Annotated in this window: 17 protein-coding genes; 11 read left to right on the top strand and 6 right to left on the bottom strand. The window is 66.1% G+C overall.

Annotation, left to right across the window (positions count from 1 at the left end; translation table 11 throughout):
- The first annotated feature begins 28 nt into the window (after positions 1-28).
- The 8 genes from MA09_RS18480 (at position 29) to MA09_RS18445 (ending at position 13,099) form a co-directional block, all read left to right on the top strand.
- Entirely contained in the window at positions 29-1,069 is a 1,041-nt protein-coding gene (locus tag MA09_RS18480; RefSeq protein ID WP_036251670.1) for an arginine N-succinyltransferase, read from the top strand.
- A gap of 11 nt (positions 1,070-1,080) precedes the next feature.
- Positions 1,081-2,115, top strand: coding sequence for an arginine N-succinyltransferase (gene astA / locus MA09_RS18475; RefSeq protein WP_036251669.1), 1,035 nt, complete (start codon positions 1,081-1,083; stop codon positions 2,113-2,115).
- The gene (astD, locus tag MA09_RS18470) at positions 2,108-3,589 is read left to right on the top strand and encodes a succinylglutamate-semialdehyde dehydrogenase (protein WP_036251667.1); all 1,482 of its coding nucleotides are present in this window, start codon (positions 2,108-2,110) and stop codon (positions 3,587-3,589) included. Before astA ends, astD begins: the two co-directional genes overlap by 8 nt.
- Before the next feature lie 14 nt (positions 3,590-3,603).
- Positions 3,604-4,947, top strand: coding sequence for an N-succinylarginine dihydrolase (astB, locus tag MA09_RS18465; protein ID WP_036251665.1), 1,344 nt, complete (start codon positions 3,604-3,606; stop codon positions 4,945-4,947).
- Between the two features lie 194 nt (positions 4,948-5,141).
- A complete protein-coding gene (locus tag MA09_RS18460) occupies positions 5,142-9,851 on the top strand; it encodes an NAD-glutamate dehydrogenase domain-containing protein (RefSeq protein ID WP_036251664.1) in 4,710 nt (1,569 codons plus the stop codon).
- Positions 9,852-9,855: 4 nt separating this feature from the next.
- Positions 9,856-10,854 (top strand): succinylglutamate desuccinylase, encoded by a 999-nt coding sequence (locus tag MA09_RS18455; protein ID WP_036251662.1) that lies wholly within the window; start codon positions 9,856-9,858, stop codon positions 10,852-10,854.
- Positions 10,855-10,973: 119 nt separating this feature from the next.
- Positions 10,974-12,086, top strand: coding sequence for an NADH:flavin oxidoreductase/NADH oxidase (locus MA09_RS18450; protein ID WP_036251659.1), 1,113 nt, complete (start codon positions 10,974-10,976; stop codon positions 12,084-12,086).
- A 143-nt stretch (positions 12,087-12,229) separates the two neighbouring features.
- Positions 12,230-13,099 (top strand): head GIN domain-containing protein, encoded by an 870-nt coding sequence (locus MA09_RS18445; protein ID WP_036251657.1) that lies wholly within the window; start codon positions 12,230-12,232, stop codon positions 13,097-13,099.
- 120 nt (positions 13,100-13,219) lie between these two features.
- Here the strand turns inward: MA09_RS18445 and hmpA are convergent, their stop codons facing one another.
- A complete protein-coding gene (hmpA, locus tag MA09_RS18440) occupies positions 13,220-14,407 on the bottom strand; it encodes an NO-inducible flavohemoprotein (RefSeq protein WP_036251654.1) in 1,188 nt (395 codons plus the stop codon).
- Positions 14,408-14,662: 255 nt separating this feature from the next.
- Between hmpA and MA09_RS18435 the strand changes: the two genes are divergently transcribed.
- Together MA09_RS18435 and MA09_RS18430 are read left to right on the top strand one after the other, a co-directional pair.
- Positions 14,663-16,123 (top strand): APC family permease, encoded by a 1,461-nt coding sequence (locus tag MA09_RS18435; RefSeq protein WP_036251652.1) that lies wholly within the window; start codon positions 14,663-14,665, stop codon positions 16,121-16,123.
- Between the two features lie 16 nt (positions 16,124-16,139).
- Positions 16,140-16,781: a CatA-like O-acetyltransferase gene (locus tag MA09_RS18430; protein WP_229440776.1), complete on the top strand. Its 642-nt coding sequence runs from the start codon at positions 16,140-16,142 to the stop codon at positions 16,779-16,781.
- Positions 16,782-16,915: 134 nt separating this feature from the next.
- Here the strand turns inward: MA09_RS18430 and MA09_RS18425 are convergent, their stop codons facing one another.
- The 3 genes from MA09_RS18425 to MA09_RS18415 form a co-directional block, all read right to left on the bottom strand.
- The gene (locus MA09_RS18425; RefSeq protein WP_036251650.1) at positions 16,916-19,081 is read right to left on the bottom strand and encodes a S46 family peptidase; all 2,166 of its coding nucleotides are present in this window, start codon (positions 19,079-19,081) and stop codon (positions 16,916-16,918) included.
- Positions 19,082-19,213: 132 nt separating this feature from the next.
- Positions 19,214-20,491, bottom strand: a complete 1,278-nt coding sequence (gene cls / locus MA09_RS18420) for a cardiolipin synthase (RefSeq protein ID WP_081897674.1) — start codon at positions 20,489-20,491, stop codon at positions 19,214-19,216.
- A gap of 78 nt (positions 20,492-20,569) precedes the next feature.
- Positions 20,570-20,839 (bottom strand): GlsB/YeaQ/YmgE family stress response membrane protein, encoded by a 270-nt coding sequence (locus MA09_RS18415; protein WP_027866498.1) that lies wholly within the window; start codon positions 20,837-20,839, stop codon positions 20,570-20,572.
- Between the two features lie 284 nt (positions 20,840-21,123).
- On the opposite strand from MA09_RS18415, the gene MA09_RS25375 reads away from it, so the two are divergent.
- Positions 21,124-22,629: a hypothetical protein gene (locus MA09_RS25375; RefSeq protein WP_036251647.1), complete on the top strand. Its 1,506-nt coding sequence runs from the start codon at positions 21,124-21,126 to the stop codon at positions 22,627-22,629.
- A gap of 74 nt (positions 22,630-22,703) precedes the next feature.
- Here the strand turns inward: MA09_RS25375 and MA09_RS18405 are convergent, their stop codons facing one another.
- Positions 22,704-23,279 carry a YceI family protein gene (locus MA09_RS18405; RefSeq protein WP_036251644.1) on the bottom strand — a complete coding sequence of 192 codons (576 nt, stop codon included), beginning with the start codon at positions 23,277-23,279 and terminating at the stop codon, positions 22,704-22,706.
- A 55-nt stretch (positions 23,280-23,334) separates the two neighbouring features.
- On the bottom strand, positions 23,335-23,883 hold the full coding sequence (locus MA09_RS18400; protein ID WP_036251642.1) for a YceI family protein: 549 nt from the start codon (positions 23,881-23,883) through the stop codon (positions 23,335-23,337).
- Between the last annotated feature and the right edge of the window lie 5 nt (positions 23,884-23,888).

The raw sequence follows: 23,888 nt of genomic DNA, 5'->3' as shown, positions 1-23,888 counted from the left end.
TTTGAGTTGATCTCTTCCAGGAGTTCGCATGTTTGTAGTCCGACCGGTTGAACGCGCGGATATCGGCGCCCTCGAGGCCATGGCCGCGGTGACGATCCCCGGCGTGCACACGCTGCCGCGCACGCGCGAAGCCATCGTCGCGGCGGTCGAGCGTTCCATCGCCTCGTTTGCCGCCCACGTCGACATTCCGAGCGAGGAGTCGTACCAGTTCGTGCTGGAAGACCTGCGCACGCGCGAGGTCGTCGGTACATCGTCGATCCACGCCTCGGCCGGCTCGAACGGCACCTATTTCGCCTTCCGCAACGATGTGATCCAACAGGTCTCGCGCGACCTGAACATCAGCCACAGCGTGCACGCCCTGACCCTGTGCTCGGAACTGACGGCCTATTCGCACCTGTCGGGCTTCTATGTCCGCAACCGCGAGGGCGCCGGCCCCGAGGCGGCGCTGCTGTCGCGCGCGCGCCTGCTGTACGCCGTGCTGGCGCCGCAACGCTTCGGCGACCGCTTCTTCGTGCCGCTGGCCGGCGTCACCGACAGCGAAGGCCAGTCGCCGTTCTGGAATGCGCTGGGCCGCAAGTTCTTCAAGATGGACTTCCTCGACGCCGAGCGCGTCATCGACGGCGCAAGAAACCGCACCCTGATCGTCGAGCTGATGCCGCACTACCCGGTCTACGTACCGCTGCTGCCGGGCGACGCCCAGGCCGCGCTCGGCCAGATCCACCCGAGCGGCCAGCTGGCCTTCAAGCTGCTGACCGAGGAGGGTTTCGAAGCCGACGAGTACATCGACATCTTCGACGGCGGTCCGATCCTGCAGGCTCACCGGAACGCGCTGCGTTCCTTCTGTGCCTCGCAGGTGCGCCAGGTCGAGAGCGCCGGCCGCGCCGCCGGCAGCGCGAATGGGCACGATGAGCTGGTCACGTATGCGGTGGCCAGCACCGAACAGAACTTCCGCGCCGTCATCACCGCCTGCCCGCCGGTGGACTCGGCGCAGGTGATCTGCCTGCCGCGCGACGCCCAGCAGGCGCTCGGCGTGAGCCCCGGCGACAGCGTCACCTGCGTGCGCATCTGAGAGAGGAAACGATGCTCGTTATCCGTGCAGTAAAAACCGACGACCTCGACGCTCTGATCGAGATGGCGCGCCAGGCCGGCAGCGGCATGACCACGCTGAAACCCGACCGCAAGATGCTGGGCGACCGGGTCGCGACCGCGGTGGCCTCGTTCAACGAAACCATTCCGCCCGAGCAGCGCGACTACATGTTCGTGCTCGAGCACACTGACAATGGCAGCATTGCCGGCGTGTGCGCGATCAAGGGCGCGGTCGGCCTCACCGAACCCTTCTACAACTACCGCATCGGCACCCTGGTGCACTGCAGCCGCGAACTGAACGTGTTCACGCGGATGGAGACCCTGTACCTGTCGAACGACCTGACCGGCGCATCGGAGCTGTGCTCGCTGTTCCTGCTGCCGCAGTACCGCGCCGGCTTCAACGGCAAGTGGCTGTCGAAGAGCCGCTTCCTGTTCATCGCCCAGTTCCAGCACCTGTTCACCGAGAAGATCATCGCCGAGATGCGCGGCTTCCAGGACGAGAACGGCGTCTCGCCCTTCTACGAAGGCCTGGGCCGCCATTTCTTCAAGATGGACTTCGACCACGTCGACGGCCTGACCGCGATCGGCAAGAAGTCCTTCATCGCCGAGCTGATGCCGCGCCAGCCGCTGTACGTGGACTACCTGCCGGAGTCGGCGCGCGACGTCATCGGCAAGGTGCACACCTCGACCCTGCCGGCGCGCAAGCTGCTGGAAAACGAGGGCATGCACTACGAAGGCTATGTCGACATCTTCGACGCCGGCCCGGTGCTGCAGGGCCGCGTGTCGGAGCTGCGCGCGGTGCGCGACAGCGTGCTGGCCATCGTCGAGGAAGGTCACGCTGAAGGCGAGACCGATCATCTGCTGGTGTCAAACACGAAGCTCACCGATTTCCGCATGATCCTGACCCGCGCCGTGCCCGGCGCCACCCGCATTGCCTTGAGCGCCCAGGAGTTGTCGCAGCTGCACGTGCAGGCCGGCGACGAAGTGCGCACGCTGCCCCTCAATACAAGGAAGAACGCGAATGCCTAATCTCTCGAATTACATCGACGGCGAGTGGCTCGCCGGCAGCGGTCCGGAACTGGCCACCATCGACCCCTCGACCGGCCGCCAGACCTGGACCAGCAATGCGTCCACCGAAGAAGACGTGGCACGCGCCGCCGCCGCTGCCCGCAATGCCTTCGAAGCCTGGGCGCTCACGCCGCTGGAAGAACGCATCGCCATCTGCACGCGCTTCCGCGACCTGCTCAAGGAACACAGCGAGGACCTGGCATCGATCATCGCCGAAGAAGTGGGCAAGCCGCTGTGGGAAGCGCGCACCGAAGTCGCTACCATGGCGAACAAGATCGACATCTCGGTCCAGTCCTATGGCGCGCGCACCGGTGAAACGGCTGCCAAGGTGGCCGACGGCAATGCCGTGCTGCGCCACCGTCCGCACGGCGTGTTCGCCGTCTACGGCCCCTACAACTTCCCCGGCCACCTGCCGAACGGCCACATCGTGCCGGCCCTGATCGCCGGGAACACCGTGGTGTTCAAGCCGAGCGAGTACGCGCCGCGCACCGCGGTGAAGACCGTGCAGCTGTGGGCGCAGGCCGGCCTGCCGAAGGGCGTGCTGAACCTGGTCAACGGCGGCCGCGACACCGGCGTGGCGCTCGGCCAGCACCAGGACATCGACGGCATCCTGTTCACCGGCAGCAGCCAGACCGGCATGGCCCTGCACAAGCAGTTCGGCGGCAAGCCGGGCAAGATGCTGGCGCTGGAAATGGGCGGCAACAACCCGCTGGTGGTGTGGGATATCCCGGAAGACCCGAAGCTTCTCGACGCCGCCGTGCACCACACCGTGATGTCGGCCTTCATCTCGGCCGGCCAGCGCTGCACCTGCGCGCGCCGCCTGGTCATCCAGGACACGCCGCAAGCACAGGCATTTCTTGACCGTTTGGTAAACATCTCGGCATCCCTGCAGCCGGGCCCCTCGAAGGCCGATCCGCAACCCTTCATGGGACCGGTGGTGTCGAGCGCAGTCGCTGCCCGCCTGGTGCAGGCGCAGGCCGACATGGAAGCCAAGGGCGGCAAGGTCCTGCTGCAGATGAAACAGCTGGACCCGGACGCGGGCTTCGTCACCGCCGGCATCGTCGACACCACCGAGGCGCAAGGCATTCCGGACGAAGAGTGGTTCGGCCCGTTGCTGCAGGTGATCCGCGTGAAGGACTTCGACGAAGCCCTGCGCGTGGCCAATGCCACGGAATACGGCCTGGCCGCGGCACTGTTGTCGCCTTCCGAGGCACTGTGGAAGCGCTTCTCGGTGCGCGCCCGCGCCGGCATCGTCAACTGGAACCGCCCGACCACCGGCGCGGCCAGTTCGGCCCCGTTCGGCGGCGTCGGCAAGTCGGGCAACCACCGCCCGAGCGCCTACTATGCCGCCGATTACTGCGCCTACCCGGTCGCTTCGATCGAGACGGCGGAACTCGACATGCCGGCCAAGCTGTCTCCCGGCCTGACTTTCTAACACCTATGCCGCTTATGCGTTCTGCCCGCGAATACAACTTCGACGGCCTGGTTGGGCCATCCCATAACTACGCCGGACTCTCATTCGGCAACGTCGCCTCGTTCAGCAATGTGCGCAGCGCCTCGAACCCGCGCCAGGCCGCCCTGCAGGGCCTGGCCAAGATGCGTGACCTGGCCGCGCGCGGCTTCGCCCAGGCGGTGATGCCGCCGCAGGCGCGCCCGAACTTCCGCCTGTTGCGCCGCATCGGCTTTTCCGGCACCGACGCCGACGTGCTGGCGCGCGCCTGGCGCGAAGCGCCGGTGATCCTGGCCTGCGCCTATTCGGCGGCGCCAATGTGGACCGCCAACGCGGCCACGGTCAGTCCATCAAGCGACACGGCGGACGGGCGCGTGCACTTCACTCCGGCGAACCTGAACAACAAGCTGCACCGCTCGGAAGAGCATGTGCAGGCCACGCGCACCCTGCGTGCGATCTTCAAGGATTCCAGCCGCTTCGTGGTGCATGACGCGCTGCCGCCGGTGCCGGCCTTCGGCGACGAGGGCGCCGCCAACCACACCCGCTTCGCCGCGGCGCATGGCGCCGCCGGCGTGGAGTTCTTCGTGTACGGCCGCGCCGAATTCGACCCCGCCGCCCCGGCGCCGAAGAAATACCCGGCACGCCAGACCCTGGAAGCCTCGCAGGCGGTCGCGCGCTTGCACGGGCTGGACCCGGCGCGCACCGTGTTCGCCTCGCAGAACCCGGACGTGATCGACCAGGGCGTGTTCCACAACGACGTGATCGCGGTCGGCAACGGCAACGTGCTGTTCTACCACGAGCAGGCCTTCTTCGACGAGGCCGGCACGCTGGATGCGCTGCGCGGCGCACTGGGCAGCGTCGACACCGATCTGGTGCCGGTGCGCGTCTCCAGCGCCCAGGTGCCGGTGGCCGACGCCGTGGCCAGCTACCTGTTCAACAGCCAGCTGCTCACCAAACAGGATGGCCGCATGGCGCTGGTGGTGCCGCATGAGTGCCGCGAGAACGATGCGGTGGCGCGTTACCTCGATGCGATGGTGGCGGGTGGCGGCCCGATCGATGAGCTGCTGGAATTCGACCTGCGCCAGAGCATGCGCAACGGCGGCGGACCGGCCTGCCTGCGCCTGCGGGTGGCCCTCACCGACGACGAAGCGCAGGCCATGCACGGCGGCGTCATCATGACCGAAACGCTGTACGGGCTGCTGGTCTCCTGGGTCGAGAAACACTACCGCGACCGGGTCGAGCCGAAGGATCTGGCCGACCCGCAGCTGGCGATCGAATGCATTACCGCGCTCGAGGAACTGGAACGCATCCTCGGCCTGCCGGGCCTGTACGACCTGTCGTAAACCCCGGGCCGCGTAGGTGTAACGGAACAGGGCGTGACCCTGTTCCCGCGGCATGTTCTAATTGCGGATTGCGCGCCCCGGATTGAAAGGCGCGCACGGAATTCGGACGGGACACCCCCGTCCATATAAAGCCAGGGCGGCGCCAAGCCACAAGCCAGATGCGCGCCTCGGCACACAAACTTTGGAGAAGCAACATGAAAGACATGCCTCAAGATTTGCGCAGCCAGACGCTCAACCTGGTCAACGCAAACCAGTCCGCCGCCGGCGCCAATGCGCAGGTAGGGGCGCTCATCAGCGCCTGGCTCGGATCGCTCGACGACGAAGACCTGGCCGGCACCGCCCCCGAAAGCCTGGCCCCGGTGCTGTGGGAAGGATTCTCGCAGCTGGCCCAGCGCAGCGGTCCCGGCTGCCAGATCGCCACGATGAGCTACTCCGACGGCCGTGGCGGCATGGCGACTGCCCTGCTGATCCTGAACGACGACATGCCTTACCTGGTCGACTCCTTCGTCATGGCCCTGCGCAAGGAGCGCCAGACCGCCAGCGGCGTGATGAACGCCGTGCTGCCGGTGCGCCGTGACGCCACCGGCCTGGCCACCAGCGTCGGCGAAGCCGGCGCGCCGCTGGAGTCGATCGTCCTGATCCTGATGAGCGACGAGCTCGAATTCTCCGAACTGGATTCCCTGACCGCGCGCATCCGCATGGTGGCCAACGATGCGGCCACCGTGCACCACGACGCCGTCAAGATGGCCGACCGCATGACCGCGGTGGCCGCGGCAAGCGCGCAAGCCGGCAGCGCCGAAGGCCAGGAAGTGGCCGCATTCCTCGAGTGGGCCAAGAACGAAGGCTTCGAGCCCTTCGGCTACGCCTACTACGTGGTGAAGGAAGGCGCGCGCGAACTCGAGCGCGACATTCCGAGCCGCATCGGCGTGCTTGCCGACACCGCCCACCCGGTCTACGGCACCTGCCTGGCCAACATCCCGGGCGACTTCGAAACCCTGTCGCGCCGCGCCGACACCCTGTCGATCGTCAAGGCCGACGTCGAGGGCACCCTGCACCGCGACCAGCCGCTCGACTTCATCGGCGTGCGCAATACCGATGCGCAAGGGCGCATCCTGGGCGAGCACTGCTTCGTCGGCCTGTTCACCCGCGCCGCCACCTCGACCCCGCTGGCGCGCCTGCCGTTCGCGCGCGGCCGCGTCGCCAAGGTGCTGTCGATCGCCGGCGTGCGCCAGGAAGGCTTCCGTGCCGAGAAGTTCGTCGAGATCCTCGAATCGCTGCCGCGCACCGAAGCGCTGGAAGCCGATCCGGAATGGCTGGCCCAGGTGTGCTCGTCGGTCGTGTCGCTGTACAAGCAGCCGCGCCCGAAGGTCTTCGCGCGCCGCGACGTGTATGCGCGCCACCTGAACGTGCTGGTCTACCTGCCACGCGAGCGCTACAGCGCCGCCGTCGCGTCCAGCCTGGCTTCGGCCCTGAAGAACAGCTCGGGCGCCGTCGATGTGCGCGTGCAGACCCTGGTGGCCGACGGCCCGCTGGCCCGCGTGTATCTGATCGCGCAGGCAGCCCGCTACCCGCTCGACCTCGAAACCGACATCCAGCAGCCGTTGCTGGCGGTGCTGGACGGCTGGCATGACCGTTTCGCCGCCGTCACCAACACCATCGAGGACGCCAGCCTGCGCAGCAGCCTGCGCAAGCTCGGCGCCAACCTGCCGGTCAGTTTTGTCACCAACACCGCGCCGGAAACCGCTTTCCGCGACCTGCAGGCCCTGCTGAAGAACGGCCAGGCGGACCGCGTCGTCGCACGCGTCGAACCGGGCGATGACGCCAACGGCATCGATGCCTCGATCCGCCTGTACTCGGGCGAGACCGTACCGTCGCTGTCGCGTATCCTGCCGGCCCTGCAGAACGCCGGCATTGCCGTGGACCGTGAGCAGACCTGGTCGTTCACCACCGCCGACGGCACCCGCCACCACGTCACCGCGCTGGCCGTGGACGACGAAAGCGGCGCCAAGCTGGTCAAGCCGGGCATCATCCCGGTGGCCGAGGAACTGTTCACCGCGCTGTTCAACAACGAGGCCGAAGACGGCCGCATGAACGGCCTGACCATCGAAGGCGGCCTGTCGCTGCGCGAAGTGCAGCTGGTGCGCGCCTACATCAGCTACTGGCGCCAGCTGGGCTCGAAGTTCTCGGTGCGCTACATGGCCGAAACCCTGCGCACCCAGCCGGCCCTGGTGAAGGAATTCGTCACTGCCTTCCTGCTGCGCTTCGATCCAAAGCTGGGCGATTCCGAGCACGCTGCCGGCACCGCCAAGCTGGCCGCACTCAAGGCCGGCCTGTCGGCCGTGAACCACGCCGACACCGAGGAAATCATGGCTGCCCTGGTCGACCTGGCCCTGGCCACCGTGCGCACCAATTACTTCCAGAACGGCGGCGAGAAGATCATCTTCAAGGTCGACACCAGCAACCTGGCGCTGGCGCCGGAGCCGCGCCCGTACCGTGAGATCTACGTGTTCTCGCGCCGCTTCGAAGGCGTGCACCTGCGCGGCGGCCCGGTTGCCCGCGGCGGCCTGCGCTGGTCGGACCGCATGGAAGACTACCGCACCGAAGTGCTGGGCCTGGTCAAGGCACAGATGGTCAAGAACGCCGTCATCGTGCCGGCCGGCTCGAAGGGCGGTTTCGTGTGCAAGCAGATGCCGACCGGCGCCCCGCGTGAAATCGTGGCGGCCGAAGGCGAGGCATGCTACCGCGAGTTCATCGCCAGCCTGCTGGAAGTGACCGACAACCGCGTGCGCGGCGCCATCGTCCCGCCGGAGAACACCGTGCGCCACGACCAGGACGACCCGTACCTGGTGGTGGCCGCCGACAAGGGCACCGCAACCTTCTCGGACATCGCCAACAGCATCGCCGTCAAGCGCGGCTTCTGGCTGGGCGATGCCTTCGCCTCGGGCGGCTCGAACGGCTACGACCACAAGAAGATGGGCATCACCGCCAAGGGCGCGTTCGAAGCGGTCAAGCGCCACTTCTACGAACTGGGCCACGACATGAACACCACCCCGGTGACCATGGTCGGCGTGGGCGACATGTCGGGCGACGTGTTCGGCAATGGCGTGCTGCTGTCGCGCCAGCTCAAGCTGGTGGCGGCTTTCGATCACCGCCACATCTTCCTGGACCCGACCCCGGACGTCGCGGTGTCGTTCAAGGAGCGCGAGCGCATGTTCGCGCTCCCGCGCTCCTCGTGGGAGGACTATGACAAGTCGCTGATCTCGCAGGGCGGCGGCGTGTACCCGCGTACCGCGCGCTCGATCGAGCTGACCCCGGAAGTGCGTGCTGCCCTGGACATCAAGGAAACCTCGCTGTCGCCGGAAGAGCTGATGCACCGCATCCTGCTGGCGCCGGTCGACCTGTTCTACAACGGCGGCATCGGCACCTACATCAAGTCCTCGAACGAGACCCATGCCCAGGTGAAGGACCGCGCCAACGACCGCATCCGCGTCAACGGCAACGAACTGCGCTGCAAGGTGGTGGCCGAAGGCGGCAACCTGGGCGCGACCCAGGCCGGCCGTATCGAGTTCGCCCTGGCGGGCGGCCGCATCTTCACCGATGCGATCGACAACTCGGCGGGCGTGGACTGCTCCGACCACGAAGTCAACATCAAGATCTGGCTGGACACCGAAGTCAACGCCGGCGAGCTGCCGGAAGCAGACCGTAACCGCATCCTGAACGAGATGACCGGCGCCGTGGAAGACCTGGTCCTGCGCGACAACACCCTGCAGACCCACCTCTTGACGCGCGAAGCGCAGGCGCAGACCACCGCCTCGACCGTGGACGGCTACGCCGCCCTGATCACCAACCTGGAATCGGAAGGCGCCGTCAACCGCGAGCTGGAACAGCTGCCGACCGACACCGAGCTGGCCCGCCGCAAGGCGCTGGGCCTGGGTCTGACCGCGCCGGAACTGGCAGTGGTCGTCGCCAACGTGAAGAACCGCTTCAAGCGCACCCTGTCGGCACTCGACCTGACGGGGGAAACCTGGGCCGAGTCGCTGCTGCGCCCGTACTTCCCGGCCCAGCTGGTCGCCACCCGCAACCCGCTGAACCACCCGCTGGCCAACGCCATCCTGGCGACCGTTCTGGCCAACGAAGCGGTGAACCGATGCGGTCCGCTGATGCTGCGCGACCTGGCTGCCGAGCACCGCGTCGAGGAAACCGAAGTGGTGAAGGCCTGGGCCCGCGCCTGGTCGGCGCTGCACCTGGCGCCGGTGTTCGACGCGCTCGACCTTGAATCGCTGAAGGTGCCGCGTGACGTCTCGATGGCGGTCGATACGCGCACCCGTGCGCTGTTGCGCGCCGTGATCGAAGGCGTGCTGTCGCTGCCGGCCGGTACCGACGGCATGGCCGAGCTCTCGAGCCTGTTCGGCCAGGCCGACCAGCTGCGTTCGCTGACCCCGGCCCGTTCGGAAGCCGACGGCCACAGCGGCCTGCCGGCTTCCTTCACCGCGGCCTGGAAGGCGGTCGAGACCATCGAGTCGCTGGCCACCTTCCTGTTCGCGGCCGTGTCGGTGCAGCGCCCGAGCGGCATGAGCCTGGCCCAGTTCCTGCAGGTCGGCATGGCCCTGCGCCAGCAGGCCGGCATCGACACGCTCGAGCGCGGCCTGAAGCTGCCGGCCCAGAGCAAGTCGCAGGAACAGCTGCGCAACTACGCGATGCAGGCCCTGCGCCGCACCCAGCAGCGCCTGCTGCTGCAGGTGATCGAGCGTGCCGGCATGGGCGGCGACCCGCAGGCCGCCGTTGCCGAGGTTACCGAGGCGCGCGGCCTGACCGGCTTCGCGCAGCCGGTCGAGCTCGAGCAGGCCATGCTGGACGTCTGGGCGCTGTCGGAAGGTTCGAGCCCGGACCGCCTGGCTGCCTGAGCCGATGAGCGCAGCCGCTAACACTGTGCTGCCGGAAGCGGTGCGCGCCCTTGCCGAAGCGGATTTCGGCGCGGTCGCGCAGCGCTTTTCGGAAGCTGGCTTCGCGGTCAGCCTGCCGGCCCCCGGCATCCTGATCGTGAAAGGCGCTGCCCATGTGCAGCGTCCGAGCGTACTGGTGTCGGTGGGCGTGCATGGCGACGAGACCGGGCCGATCGAGATGGTGGCCTGGCTCATCGAAGCCCTGTCGCGCACTCCGACCGAGCTGGCGGTGGACCTGATGCTCTGCGTCGGGAACATCGACGCCATCGCCCAAGGCAAGCGCTTCATCGACGCGGACCTGAACCGCATGTTCCGTCTGGAGCGGGGATCCCTGGCGGGCACCGCGGAAGCAGGACGGGCCGATGCGCTCATCGCTGCCACCTGCGCCTTCTTCGAAGGCGCGGGGCCGCAGCGCTGGCACCTCGACCTGCACACGGCGATCCGGCCTTCGCACTATCCGATGTTCGCGATCGTGCCCGAGATCATTGCCGAAGAACCACGCAAGGCGCTCATCGACTGGCTGGGACAGGCGGCGATCGGCGCCGTCATCATGAACCCGAAGTCGGTGGGCACCTACAGCTACTATTCGTCCGAGCACCACGGGGCTGCAGGCAGCACCGTCGAGCTGGGACGGGTCGGGACGCTGGGGCAGAACGACCTGTCGCAGTTCGCCGATGCCTCGGCTGCGCTGGACCGCCTGCTGCGCGGGCAGCCTGGCGTTGACGCCAAGGCGGCGCCGCACGTGTTCGCTACGGCGCGTCAGGTGATCAAGCTGTCGGATGCCTTCACCATGTCGGTGGGGCGCGAGACCTGGAACTTCACACCGATGAAGAAGGGGGAAGTGATCGCGACCGACGGCGATACGGTCTACACCGTGGAGCACGATGAGGAGTTGGTGGTGTTTCCAAATCCTGAGGTGCGAGTAGGCTTGCGCGCTGGATTGATGGTCACGCGGATCGGCTGATCGAACAAGCCTGAAGGGCACAGTGCCATGGGCATCGTGCCCCATATCCTCAAGCAAGCTCGCAGCGCCAAATTCCCCACCGAGCTAGACTGAAGCCTTTGCTTTCAAGCGGAGGCCGCATGAGCAGCATGCTTTTCTCTCCAGTCACACTGGGTCCCCTGCAACTTCCCAACCGCATCGCGATCGCCCCGATGTGCCAGTATTCAAGCGTCGATGGGCTGCCGACCGACTGGCACATGATCCACCTCGGCAACCTGGCGCTGTCCGGCGCCGGCCTGCTCATCATCGAGGCGACTGCCGTCACGCCCGAGGGCCGCATTTCTCCCGACGACCTGGGCCTGTGGTCGGACGACCACCAGGAAGCGCTGGCGCCGGTCATCCGTGCCATGCGCCGCCATTCGCCCATCAAGATCGCCGTCCAGCTGGCCCACGCAGGCCGCAAGGCCTCGACCGATGTACCGTGGGAGGGCGGCGCACAGATCGCACCCGGCCAGCCGCGCGGCTGGCAGACCGTGGCACCGTCGAACCTGGCGCATGCCGAAGGCGAAGTGCCGCCGCTGGCGCTCGACGCCGAGGGGCTGGTGCGCATCAAGGCGGGATTCGTCGACGCGGCCCGCCGTTCGCAGGCGCTGGGCCTGGACGGCATCGAACTGCATGCCGCCCACGGCTACCTGATGCACCAGTTCCTGTCGCCGCTGTCGAACACCCGCGACGACGACTACGGCGGCTCGCTGGAAAACCGCATGCGCTTCCCGCTCGAGGTCTTCGCTGCGGTGCGCGCCGCGGTGCCCCGGGAGATGGCGGTGGGCATGCGCATCTCGGCCACCGACTGGATCGAAGGCGGCTGGGAGATCGAGCAGAGCGTGCGTTTCGCCCGGGAGCTCAAGGCGCGCGGTTGCGACTTCATCCACGTCTCGACCGGTGGTTTGTCGCCGCGCCAAGAGATCCCCGTCGGACCCGGCTACCAGGTCGAGTTCGCGCAGCGCATCAAGGGGGAGACCGGCATCCCGACCATCGGCGTCGGCCTGATCACCGAGCCGCAGCATGCGGAAAGCATCCTGCAGCAGGGCCAGGCCGACCTCATCGGCCTGGCGCGCGCCATGCTGTACGACCCGCGCTGGCCATGGCATGCGGCAGCGGAGCTGGGGGCGCAGGTATTCGCCCCGCCGCAGTACTGGCGCTCGCAGCCGCGTGAGTACAAGGAGCTGTTCGGCAACATGCGCGTGGGCTGAGAGACTCACGCCGGTAGCACGCAGTTGCAGCCGGCCCAGCCACAGTTCAGCTATCGTTTCTTGCAGCCTGTCGCACGGGGCGGGCGGCGCGGCGGGGTGATTGTTAAAGTCATACCAGTTAACAACCACAAAGGATTCCTGCCATGCGTACGCTCGTCGCCATCGCCACCCTCACCGCTGTCGCATCCCTGAGCGGCTGTGCCATCATCGTCTCGCCGAACGATGGCGACGTGCGCATGCGTTCGGTATTCAGCGACAGCACGGTCGAGGGCGACGGCATCGCGGCGCGCGACCAGCGCCAGGTGGCGGCGCATGGCGTGCTGGAAGTGAGCGGTTCGATGCAGGTCGAGGTGCGTGTCGGCCCGGCGCCCTCGCTGCTGGTCGAAGCCGACGGCAACCTGCTGCCCTACATCCGCACCGAGGCGCAGGGCAATACCCTCAAGATCGCCAACGAGCGCCAGCTGCGCAGCAAGACGCCAGTGCGCATCGTCTACACCACGCCGCGCCTGACCGAGGTGCGTGCCACCGGGTCCGGCCAGGTTGTCGTGCGCGACCTGAACGGCGCGCCGCTGGAAGTGCGCAAGAGCGGTTCCGGGACGGTCGCCCTGGCCGGCAAGGTCGACAGCCTGCACGCGCGCCTGAGCGGCTCGGGCGTCCTCGATGCGGGTGAGCTGCGCAGCGCCAGCGCCGACCTGAGCCTGGCGGGGTCGGGCCGCATGAACATCGGCGAAATCCGTGGCGACTATGTGCGCGCCAGTGTCGCCGGTTCCGGCGTGCTGCAGGCCGGTGGCGCGGTGCGTTCGCTGAATGCCCGTGTCGCGGGTTCGGGCAGCCTGGACCTGGCCGGTCTGTCGACGCAGGATGCCGACCTGGCGGCGGATGGTTCGGGCGGGATCCGCGCGACCGTCAAGCAGTCGCTGGTCGCGCACGGCGGCGGGTCGGGCGGTATCCGGGTGTATGGCCACCCGGCGCAGCGCAGCGTCACCGGTCGTAACGTGCATCTCCTGGATTGATGTTGGGCAGGTTTCCTGCCCACGCGGTCAACCGGCGCCAGAACAGCCGTGGAGTTTCATATTGCAGTTACCACCGCGTGGGCGGGAGACCCGCCCACCCTACGAAAGTCCAGACCAAACTTAGAGCAGGTTGTCCAGCAGGTCCGGACCGAACACCTCGCGGTGCAGGCGGCTTGCCGGGGCGCCTGCCGCCCGCAGGGCATGCCACTGCGCCTGCATGAAGGGCAGCGGGCCGCACATGTAGACGTCGGTCTCGTCACGCGGCCACGACGGCAGGCGTTCCAGTTCCATCTTGCCCTTCAAGGCGCCGGCTGTCTCTTCCTCTTCGTAGAAGGTCACCACGTGCAGGTGCGGCATGCGCGCCTGCGCGGCGGCGATATCGGCCCGGTGCGCATGATGCGCCGCATTGCGTGCGGCGTGGGCGAAGATCACGCGGCGCTCCGGATTCACCATCGCGATGCGGTTCAGCGTCGCGATCATCGGCGTGATGCCGACGCCGGCCGACAGCAGCACGATCGGCTCGTTCGACTCGGTATCGGGCAGGAAGTCGCCGAACGGGTGGATCACGTTCAGCAGGTCGCCCACGTTCACGTTGTGGTGCAGCCAGGTCGACACCTCGCCGGCGGGATGCGCGCCTCCATCCTCTCGCTTGACCGAGATGCGCAGGCTGTCCTTGCCCGGCGCGTCCGACAGGCTGTATTGGCGCAGCTGGCGGCGGCCGTCCTTGAAGTCCACCGCCACGCTCAGGTACTGTCCCGCCTTGAAGGGGGGCAGGGCGCCGCCGTCCGCCGGGGCGAAGCGGATCGACACCACGTTGTCGCTCTCGCGCGCGACGTCAAGCACGCGCATCTGGCGCGTCTCGCCCGGCTGCACGCCGGCTTCCTCGTACATCTTCGCTTCCCCATCGATCAGCAGGCGCGCCAGCGAGGTGTAGGCCTCTTCCCAGGCCTTGAGCAGCGGCTCGGTGGCGGCATCGCCCAGCACGGTGTTGATCGCGCCGAGCAGGTGGTGACCGACGATGGGGTAGTGGTCGGCACGGATGCCCACCGAAGCATGCTTGTGCACGATACGGCTCACCACCGGACCGAGCGCCGCGGCGTTGTCGATGTTGGCGGCGTACGCGAACAACGCCGAGGCCAGCGATTGCTGCTGCACGCCGCTGGTCTGATTGCCCATGTTGAACAGGTTCTTGAGCTCCGGATGGGCCTCGAACATGCTGCGGTAGAAGGTCGTGGTGATGGTCAGGCCGTGCTCGCGCAGGACTGGGACGGAAGCGTCGATGTAGGGACGGGAAGCGCTCGAGATCATGGTGGGTTTCCTTATTGATGCATTATTTATGCATGTTTAAAGCCAAAAAAGAGGTCCGGACTGGATGGGCAAATCAGTGCGAACGCAGCCATTCTATCAAAAGATGCTGAGTAAATGCATGTTTGAGCAAACTATTTTATTGGCCGAACGCAAAACCCCTATAATCGCTGGTTTGATTGCGGCTTCCTGTCAATGAAGCGAGCCGCCGAATGTGACAACCGCGCTGCGACAGGCTGCGCCACCAAAGGACATGCCGTGAATCTGACCCTGGGCCAAAAGCTGATCCGTACCAAACAGGCTGAACGTCATCATGACGAAGCGGGCAGCGGCGGCCTCCAGCGATCGCTCAGCCTGTTCCCGCTGACCATGATCGGCGTCGGCGCCACCATCGGCACCGGTATCTTCTTCACCATGGTCGAAGCGGTGCCAAAGGCTGGCCCGGCCGTGATCCTCTCCTTTTTGCTTGCCGCCCTCACCGCCGGCCTGACCGCGCTGTGCTACGCCGAGCTCGCCGGCCGCGTGCCGGCCGCGGGCTCCTCGTATTCCTTCGCCTATGCGACCGTGGGCGAGTTCGCCGCCTTCATCGTGGCGGCCTGCCTGCTGCTCGAATACGGTTTGGCGGGAAGCGCGGTGGCGATCGGCTGGTCGGATTATTTGAATAACTTCCTGTCCAATGCCTTCGGATGGGAGATCCCGGCGCACCTGCGCTCGCCGATGTTCGAATCAAGCCACCACAACATCCAGTTCAACCCGGGCAACTTCAACCTGCCGCCGGTGATCCTGGTGGCGATGTGCTGCCTCCTGCTGGTGCGCGGCACCAAGGAATCGGCGACCACCAATACCATCATGGTGCTGGTCAAGCTGGCCATCCTGATCTTCTTTGCCGTGATCGCCTTTACCGGCTTCGACGCCGCCAACTTCACGCCTTTCTTCAGCCCGGACCCCGACAGCGGCTATGTCGGCATGGCCGGCGTGACCGCCGCCGCCGGCACCGTGTTCTTCTCCTTCATCGGCCTGGACACCATCGCCACCGCGGGCGAGGAAACCAACAACCCGCGCCGCAACGTGCCGATCGGGATCCTGGCCGCGCTCCTGATCGTGACCGCCTTCTACATGCTGGTGGCGGTGGCCGCGATGGGCGCCCAGCCTGCCCGCATGTTCGCGGGCCAGGAAGCCGGCCTGTCGGTGATCCTGCAGAACGTCACCGGCCAGGCCTGGCCGGCGCTGGTGCTGTCGCTTGGGGCGGTGGTGTCGGTGTTCTCGGTGACCCTGGTGACGATCTACGGCCAGACCCGCATCCTGTACGCCATCAGCCGCGACGGCCTGATCCCGAAGACCTTCCAGAAGGTGAACAAGCGCACCCTGGCCCCGGTCAGCAATACCGTCATCGTCTGCCTCGTGGTGGGCACGGTGGCCGGCCTGGTCGATTCCGGCTTCCTGTGGGACATGGTGAGCATGGGCACGCTGACCGCCTTCATCGTGGTGTCGATCGCCGTGCCGGTGATCCGCGCCAAGCAAGGACCGGGCGAACCGGGTAACTTCCGCGTGCCTTTCGGTCCCTACGTGATCCCGGGCCTGTCGGTGCTGGCCTGCCTGTACATCATGAAGGACCTGTCGCCGGCGACCTTCCGCGTGTTCTTCATCTGGATAGGCGTGGCCGTGGCCACCTACTTCCTGTACAGCGTACGCCACAGCCGCCTGAACAAGGCGCAGTAAGCGCACGGAGAAGCTGGTGCTGGAGAATTTTGAAAGGCGGCGCGACCGCTTCGAGCTGTTCGATGCCATGGACAGCGCCGCCGTCAATATCTGCTTTCCGCTCGAGCTGCCGGACTTCCGGCCCTGGTGCCGGGAGGCGGGCCTGGCGCCTTTCCATGTCCTGCTGTGCGCCGTGCTGCGCTCGGTGCTGAAGGTCGAGAACTTCCGCTACCGCCTGCTCGATGGCGAGGCCATTCGCATCGACCGCTTGCGGCCGTCCTTCACGGTGATTAACCAGCACAATGACCTGAACTTTGCGCTGTTCGACTGGAGCGACGACCTGCGCGAATTCGTCGCGCGCGGCATCGCGGCGCGCGAAGAGGCGGCGGCCATGACGGAGCTGAACGCGGCTTACCGTACAGTGAGTCCGCGCGAGGCCAAGGAACAGGTCTTCATCACCTGCATCCCCTGGCTCGCCTTTACCTCGATCCAGCATCCGAGCGCCTCGCTGGCCCATCCCGACATCCCGTCCCTCGCCTGGGGAAAATTCCGCGATGCGCCGAACGGCCGCCTGGAGCTGCCGTTCTCGGTGCAGGCCCACCACGGCTTCGTCGACGGCTTCCACATCCACCAGCTGGCCCAGCAGATTGCGGCCGAGCTGGAAGCGATGATGCGCTGAGCCCGAGCAGCCCGCGCGGCTGCCTGCCGGATGAAGTCCTTGATCTCCTCGAAGTATTCGAGGCAGTAGTCCAGGCATGAAAAAAGCCGCACAGCTTGCGGCTGTGCGGCTTTCTGATCAGGCACGGGATCCGATTACTGGACGCCCATTTCCTTCAGCAGGTTGTCGGCCTTGTCCACATGCTTCATGTTCCACAGCATGTAGCGGCTGTCGACCTGGATCGAGCGGGTCATGGCCTTGTTGAAGTCCCAATCCGAGATGATCGAATCCAGGGTGCCGTCGAAGGCCAGGCCGATCAGCTCGCCCTTCGCGTTCAGCGCGGCCGAACCCGAGTTGCCGCCGGTGATGTCCAGCGTCGCCAGGTAGTTGACCGGCACGGTCTTCAGCTTCGGATCGACGTACTTGCCGAAGTCCTTGGACTGGATCGCCGCCAGCTGGGCTGCCGGCGCGTTGAACTCGCCTTCGCCGGTGTGCTTGGCCACGATGCCTTTCGGGGTCGTGAACGCGGTCCAGGAACCGGTGCCGTCGGCGCCGACGTCACGGCCGGTAACCTTGCCGAAGGTGACGCGCAAGGTGCCGTTGGCGTCCGGGTAGACCGCCTGGCCCTTGCTGTTCATGTAGGCGATCTTGGCGCGCATGTAGTTGCCGTAGGCTTGCTGGATCTTGCCAGCCAGTTCCTCTTCCTTGGCTTCGTCGCGCATCGACGCGTCATACATCGCGACGGCGGCCTTGATGAAGCTGTCGTTCGAGGCCTGGAATTCGGCCGGCGACCGCTTCAGCCATGCGCTGCGCTCGGCCGTGTCGGCCAGCTTGGAACCGGCGTAGATGCGGTCCAGCGCGGCCTTCAGCTCGGCTTCCGTCATGCCCGGCTTGATGCCGAGAGCGGCGTCGAAGGCGGCGTCATGCTCGGCGGCAGGCTGCGCGTTGTACTTGGTCAGGAAGTTCAGCACCAGCGCCTTGTCGACCTTTTCGTCGTAGGTGCGGTCCTGGCCGGCAATGATTGCGTTCCAGCGCGCCAGGTCGCGTTCCTGGAAGCCGGTCTTGCGCTCGGTGTCCGGCTTGGTGCGCTCGTTGGCCAGGCGGTACAGCGAACGTGCCGAGGACAGGAACTTCGGCTGGGCGTACGACAGGTAGAAGCCCTTCTTGGCGTTGGCGTCGCGCTCGGCGATCAACTTCTCGGCCTGCTCGATGTCGGCGGCGTACTGCGCCTTGCGGGCCGGGTTGGCGTTGACCCAGGCCTTCAGGGCGTTGTGCTCGGCCGTCTTACGCTGCAGGAAGTCGCTGTTCGCGTACGAAGTCAGCATGCCCTTGCGGTTCTTGTAGTAGTTGTTGACGCTGGCGATCTGGCCGGCGTACTTGAGCTTGGCGGCCGGGTCGTTCTTGGTCTCGCGCTCGATGATGGCCAGAGTCTCGCCCGATGCCTGCACGAAGGCCGGGTAGTTCCAGGTGAAGGTCGATTCGACTTCCGACGGCAGGCGGTGGCGGTTGGTGCGGCCCGGGTAGCCCAGCACCATCACGAAATCCCCTTCCTTGGCGCTGGCGCTCGGGTCGGCGATCTTCAGCACGTGCTTCGGCTGGTAAGGCACGTTGTCCTTCGAGAATTCGGCGGCCTTGCCGTCCTTGCTCACGTAGGCGCGGTAGAAGCCGTAGTCGCCGGTGTGGCGCGGCCACATCCAGTTGTCGGTGTCGCCGCCGAATTTGCCGACGCCGGCCGGCGGCGCGTGCACCAGGCGCACGTCACGGATTTCGAGCTGCTTCAGGCGGTAGAAATCCAGGCCGCCGTAGAAGCTGGCCACGGTGCAGCGGTAGCCGGCCGACTGTTCGCACTCGGCCACCAGCGTCTTCTGGTTCTTCTCGATGGCGTCGATGCGCGCCTTGCCGGTCAGCTTGGCGACGTCCGGGGTGATGATCTGGTCGGTGACCTTGGCCACTTCCTCGGTCACGTAGACGCGGCTGCCCGGCGCGGCCGGCAGCTCTTCGTCGAAGCTCTTGGCCAGGAAGCCGTTGGCCAGCAGGTCGCGTTCCGGCTTGGAGTTGACCGCAATGCTGTTGTAGATGCAGTGGTGGTTGGTGACAACCAGGCCCTGCGGCGAGACGAACGAGGCCGAGCAGCCGCCCAGGCTCACGATCGCGCCCATCGGGAATTCGGTCAGCTTGGTCAAGGTGGCCGGATCCAGCTTGAGGCCGGCGGCTTTCAGTTGCTTGGCTACTTGTGGCAGCTGCTGGGGCATCCACATGCCTTCGTCCGCTTGTGCGGCGAAGCTGGTCAGGATGGCCAGCGAGAGGAGGGTCTTTTTCATTCGCGTCTGTCTGGTTGGGAAGTGAACACTGAGGCTCATTGAGCACCCAAGAGTATCCGTAATCCTTATACGTATCGTCAACCAGTATTTCGTACCGACAAACGGCTGGTTTCCCACCAGAAATCCGCGTGCTTACAACTGGGCACCCACGAGCGAAGCCAGCCCGGTCGTGAGCCGCTGCCACCACGGCCGTTCGCGGAATTCCGCCTTCGTCACCTGGTTCGAGCGCCGCCAGTCGTCCTCGAAGATGGCGGTCTGCTCGCGCGCGAATCCTTCGTGCAGGATGTTGAGGTTGGCCTCGTCATTGATGCTGAAGGAGCGGTTGTCGAAGTTGGTCGAGCCGACCGACACCAGCAGGTTGTCGACGATCAGCGCCTTCACGTGGTACATCGTGGGCTGGTATTCGGCCAGTTTCACGCCGGCAGCCAGCAGTTCGCCCCAGCGCTCGCGCGACGCGGCCTTGACCAGGTCCGAGTCGATGATCTCGCCCGGCATCAGGATGCGCACGCGCACGCCGCGCTTCGCCGCTTCGATCAGGGTACGGATGGTGAGGTCGTCGGGCACGAAATAGGCCGCGGCCAGGTCGATGGTCTTGCGCGCCGAGGTGATCGCCATCAGGTACATCAGGTGCATCGACTCCGCGCCGCCGGTCGGCGAGCTGGAGAACATCTGGGCCGGCATGTCGCCCGCGTGCTGCAGGGCCGGGAAATAGTCGGCACCGTCGAGCACGGTGCCCGTCGCCTTGGTCCAGTTGTCGTTGAAGACGGCCTGCACCTGGCCGACCACCGGTCCTTCGATGCGGAAATGGGTGTCGCGCCAGTGATCCTTGTCCTGGGCATTGCCGCGCCACTGGTCGGCGATGCCGACGCCGCCCGTGAATCCGACCTTGCCGTCGATGACCAGCAGCTTGCGGTGGGTGCGGTTGTTCAGGCGCGCCAGCTTCCACCACACCGGCTTGTGGTAGCGCTGCACCTGCACGCCGGCCCCTTTCATGGCATCGATCTGCGCCAGGTCCAGCTTGAGGCTGCCCATGAAGTCCAGCATCACATGGACCTTGACGCCGGCGCGGGCGCGCTCGATCAGTGCGTCGGTGAATTCCTGTCCGATGCTACCGGACCAGTAGATATAGGTCTCGAACGTAATCGTCTTCTTGGCGGCGCGGATCGCTTCCAGCATGGCCGGGAAGATCTGGTCACCGTTGAGCAGGACCTCGACCTTGTTCCCTTCGACAATTGGCGGGCCGAGCAGGACGCCGAGCGAGCGGCGGAATTGTGCGTCGTCCGTGTCATATTGCCGGGTCAGGCGGGTTTCGATCTGCGTTTCGCTCGGCATGAAATTGAGCGCAAGCACGCCACCGACCAGCGTGACAGCGGCCGTGACCAGGATTGTCCAGAATTTCTTGGGTGACATGGGGATACGGAAAAATACAGGCGTAAAAAAACCAACGCATGAAGCGTTGGTTTTTAAATGGGGCTACCCACCGTCTTATTAGCGAACGCGGCCGCGACGCAGCAGGTTCACGATGGCCAGCAGGATGACAGCGCCCAAGAACGAAACCAGCAGCGACGAAACGCTGAAGTCATCGGAGTTGATGGTGCCGGTGCCGAACAGCGGCGACAGGAGCCAGCCACCCAGGAAGGCGCCGACGATACCAACAACAATGTTCAGGATCATGCCCTGTTCTGCGTCGGTTTTCATGACCATGCTGGCGAGCCAGCCCAGAATGCCACCGACGACGATCCAAATGATGAATAACATGGTGTACCTCCTTCAAGTGTGAGAAAACATACCCCCAGGCCGATTGAATTGCCGTGGCCATGGAGAAAAGTCTAGAGACCAGTCCCCTTCAGGTCGGTGCGGCAACGAACGTTAGACGGCGAATCTGCAAGCCTGTTCTGGCGCGGCTTACGGCTGAGCGAAAAGAAGTGGGTAGGGTGCGTCAGCGAACAGAAGAGGTCTTGTGTGGGGCATAAGGTTTCAACACTTGCAATATCGATTTTGTTTGCAGGACCCAGCACCTGAACCTTTTGAAAGGATTCGCCATGAGCAACTACGATTCGAATAACAACCAGAATTCCCGCATGGTTACCGGCCTGTTCCCTGACCGTGCCAGCGCAGAACGCGCCTATAGCTCGATCTCGACCCGCGGTTACGGCAAGGACGACGTCAACCTGATGATGTCGGACGAAGCACGCAAGACCCACTTCGGCGACACGGACACTGAACTGGGCAGCAAGGCAGCCGAAGGCGCCGGCATCGGCGCCGGCATCGGCGGCACCATCGGCGCCGTCCTGGCAGGCATCGCCGCCGTCGGCACCAGCCTGGTGCTGCCGGGCGTTGGCCTGGTGGTGGCAGGTCCGCTGGCGGCCGCCCTGGCAGGCGCGGGCGCCGGCGGTATCACCGGCGGCCTGATCGGCGCGCTGATTGGCGCCGGTATCCCGGAAGACCGTGCCCAGCACTATGAAGAAGGCATCAAGCGCGGCGGCATCGTCATGGGCGTGAACGCCCGTTCGGACGAAGACGCGCGCCACATCCAGCAATCGTTCAGCGACAACGGCGGCAGCCACGTGATCGGCACCGGCATCGGCGCCGCCGGTGGCGCGATGGCGGGCGCAGCCATCGGCTCGGCAGCCGGCCCGGTCGGCACCGTGGCGGGCGCCGCCATCGGCGCGGTCACCGGCGGCATGGCCGGCAAGGGCGTGGGCGAAGTCGTGAACCCGAAATCGGGCGATGACCTGTCGGAACACTATCTGGCCAAGGGCGTCGGCGCCAGCAGCGGCGCGGCCGTGGGCGCGATGGCCGGCGCGGCGGCAGGCCCGGTCGGCATGGCTGCCGGTGCGGTGGTCGGCGGCCTGGCAGGTGGCGCAGCCGGCCGTGGCACGGGCGAAGTCGTGAACCCGAAGGCAAGCGACGACCTGAACGACCATCACCTGGCACAGGGCGTCGGCGGCGCCGGCGGCGCAGCAATGGGCGCGGCAGCCGGTTCGGTGGCGGGTCCGATCGGCACCGCTGCGGGCGCCGTGATCGGCGGCCTGGCAGGCGGCGCAGCCGGCCAGGGCACGGGCGAAGTCATCAACCCGAAACCGGGCGACGAACTGCGTGACCACCACCTGGCAACCGGCGCCGGCGCCGGCGCCGGTGCGGCGGTGGGCGGTTCGGTGATCGGCGGTGCCGTGGGCGGCCCGCTCGGCGCGGTGGCCGGTGCCGGCATCGGCGCAGCCATCGGCGGCATGGCCGGCAAGGGCGTGGCCAAGATGGTCAACCCGGCGGAGGAAGATGCCCACTGGCGCGGCCAGTACCAGACCCAGCCGTACTACACCCCGGGTTATACCTACGACGACTATGCCCCGGCCTATGCGCTGGGCTACAACTCGGCAGGCCGTTACCCGGGCGGCTACGACCAGCACGAGCAGGAGCTGTCGAGCGAATGGGAACGCACCAAGGGCACTTCGCGCCTGAGCTGGGACCAGGCCAAGCACGCTTCGCGCGCCGCATGGCACAAGGTCGAGCGCGCCATCCCGGGTGATGCGGACGGCGACGGCCGCTGATCGCCAAGGGTGGCCTGACGTAAAAAAAGCCTCGGTGCCAACAGCACCGAGGCTTTTTCTTGTGGGTGAAGCGATTACTGCTTGACCGCTTCCACCTGGATCGCCAGCTTCACTTCCGGCGAGAAGGCCGGCAGGCCGAAGGTGATGCCGAAGTCGCCGCGATTGAACGTTGCGCTGGCGTCGGCGCCGCACACTTCGCGCTTGAGGCGCGGGTGTTCGATGCACTTGAAGCGGTTGATCGTCAGGGTCAGCGGCTTGGTCACGCCGTGCAGGGTCAGTTCGCCATTGGCCGAGGTCGGCACATCGCCGGTGAAGGTAATCGACTTGGCCTTGAAGGTCGCGGTAGGGAACTGGGCAACGTCGAAGATGTCCGCCTTCTTGGCGTGCGCGTTCATGCCTTCGTGGCCGAAATCGATGCTGCTGGTGTCGATCACGATGTCGATGGTGCCGGTCTTGGCCTTGCGGTCCAGGGTCACGCTACCTTCGGTCTTGTTGAACTTGCCGCGCCAGACCGAGATGCCCATGTGGTCGGCCTCGAAGCTCGGGTAGGTGTGGCTCGGGTCGATCTTGTAGGTGTCGGCGGCAAAGGCGATGCCGGCGCCGAGGGTGCTCGAAGCGGCCAGGGCCGCGATCAGGTGCTTGATTTTCATTGGAACTATCCTTGCGTAAGTGTTGAGGTGCTTGCTTCGTGATGACGGACCGCGCTTATTGGGCTACAACGCGGAACTTGATGACAACCTCGTCGGCGACCATGCTCGTGTCCTTCCACTCGTCTTCGCCGATGTTGAAGGCCAGCCGCTTGATCGGCAGCTGGCCCTCGAATACCTGTTTGCCTGCTTCGGTTTTCGCCACCAGCGGGAAGCTGACGTTGGCGCTGCGGCCCTTGATGCTCAGCTTTCCGGTGACATTGAACTTGCCGGCGCCGGCCGGAGCGATGCTCGAGGATACGAAAGTCGCTTTCGGGAATTGCGCGGTGTTGAACCACTCTTTCTTGGTGACTTCCTTGTTGTAGTCCGGGTCGCCCAGGTCGAGGCTGGCGGTCTGGATCTCGACCGTCGCCTTTGACGCGGCCGGCTTGGCGGCGTCGTAGTCGATCTGCGCAGTGAACTGCTTGAACTTCGCTTCGACCGGCACGCCCATCTGCTTGAAGGTGGCCGTCACGCTGCTTTTCGCCGGGTCGGTTTTCAGCGGTGCAGCGCCCACGACGGCGCTGGCGAACAGCGAAGCGAGCAGCAGGCTCTTGACTGGTTTCATCGTAA

It is taken from the genome of Massilia sp. BSC265 (genome assembly GCF_000740675.1).
Taxonomy (GTDB): Bacteria; Pseudomonadota; Gammaproteobacteria; order Burkholderiales; family Burkholderiaceae_D; genus Telluria.
The sequence above is the reverse complement of the archived record's forward strand: the minus strand, read 5'-3'. Positions and strand labels throughout refer to the sequence as shown.

Bases quoted from the DNA above. Each gene is read 5' to 3' on its own strand.
- MA09_RS25375 (WP_036251647.1), top strand. From the start codon at position 21,124: ATGAGCAACTACGATTCGAATAACAACCAGAATTCCCGCATGGTTACC.
- hmpA (WP_036251654.1), bottom strand. From the start codon at position 14,407: ATGATCTCGAGCGCTTCCCGTCCCTACATCGACGCTTCCGTCCCAGTC.
- MA09_RS18480 (WP_036251670.1), top strand. From the start codon at position 29: ATGTTTGTAGTCCGACCGGTTGAACGCGCGGATATCGGCGCCCTCGAG.
- cls (WP_081897674.1), bottom strand. From the start codon at position 20,491: ATGTCACCCAAGAAATTCTGGACAATCCTGGTCACGGCCGCTGTCACG.
- MA09_RS18445 (WP_036251657.1), top strand. From the start codon at position 12,230: ATGCGTACGCTCGTCGCCATCGCCACCCTCACCGCTGTCGCATCCCTG.
- astA (WP_036251669.1), top strand. From the start codon at position 1,081: ATGCTCGTTATCCGTGCAGTAAAAACCGACGACCTCGACGCTCTGATC.
- MA09_RS18450 (WP_036251659.1), top strand. From the start codon at position 10,974: ATGAGCAGCATGCTTTTCTCTCCAGTCACACTGGGTCCCCTGCAACTT.
- MA09_RS18415 (WP_027866498.1), bottom strand. From the start codon at position 20,839: ATGTTATTCATCATTTGGATCGTCGTCGGTGGCATTCTGGGCTGGCTC.
- MA09_RS18400 (WP_036251642.1), bottom strand. From the start codon at position 23,883: ATGAAACCAGTCAAGAGCCTGCTGCTCGCTTCGCTGTTCGCCAGCGCC.
- MA09_RS18405 (WP_036251644.1), bottom strand. From the start codon at position 23,279: ATGAAAATCAAGCACCTGATCGCGGCCCTGGCCGCTTCGAGCACCCTC.
- MA09_RS18455 (WP_036251662.1), top strand. From the start codon at position 9,856: ATGAGCGCAGCCGCTAACACTGTGCTGCCGGAAGCGGTGCGCGCCCTT.
- astB (WP_036251665.1), top strand. From the start codon at position 3,604: ATGCGTTCTGCCCGCGAATACAACTTCGACGGCCTGGTTGGGCCATCC.
- astD (WP_036251667.1), top strand. From the start codon at position 2,108: ATGCCTAATCTCTCGAATTACATCGACGGCGAGTGGCTCGCCGGCAGC.
- MA09_RS18460 (WP_036251664.1), top strand. From the start codon at position 5,142: ATGAAAGACATGCCTCAAGATTTGCGCAGCCAGACGCTCAACCTGGTC.
- MA09_RS18425 (WP_036251650.1), bottom strand. From the start codon at position 19,081: ATGAAAAAGACCCTCCTCTCGCTGGCCATCCTGACCAGCTTCGCCGCA.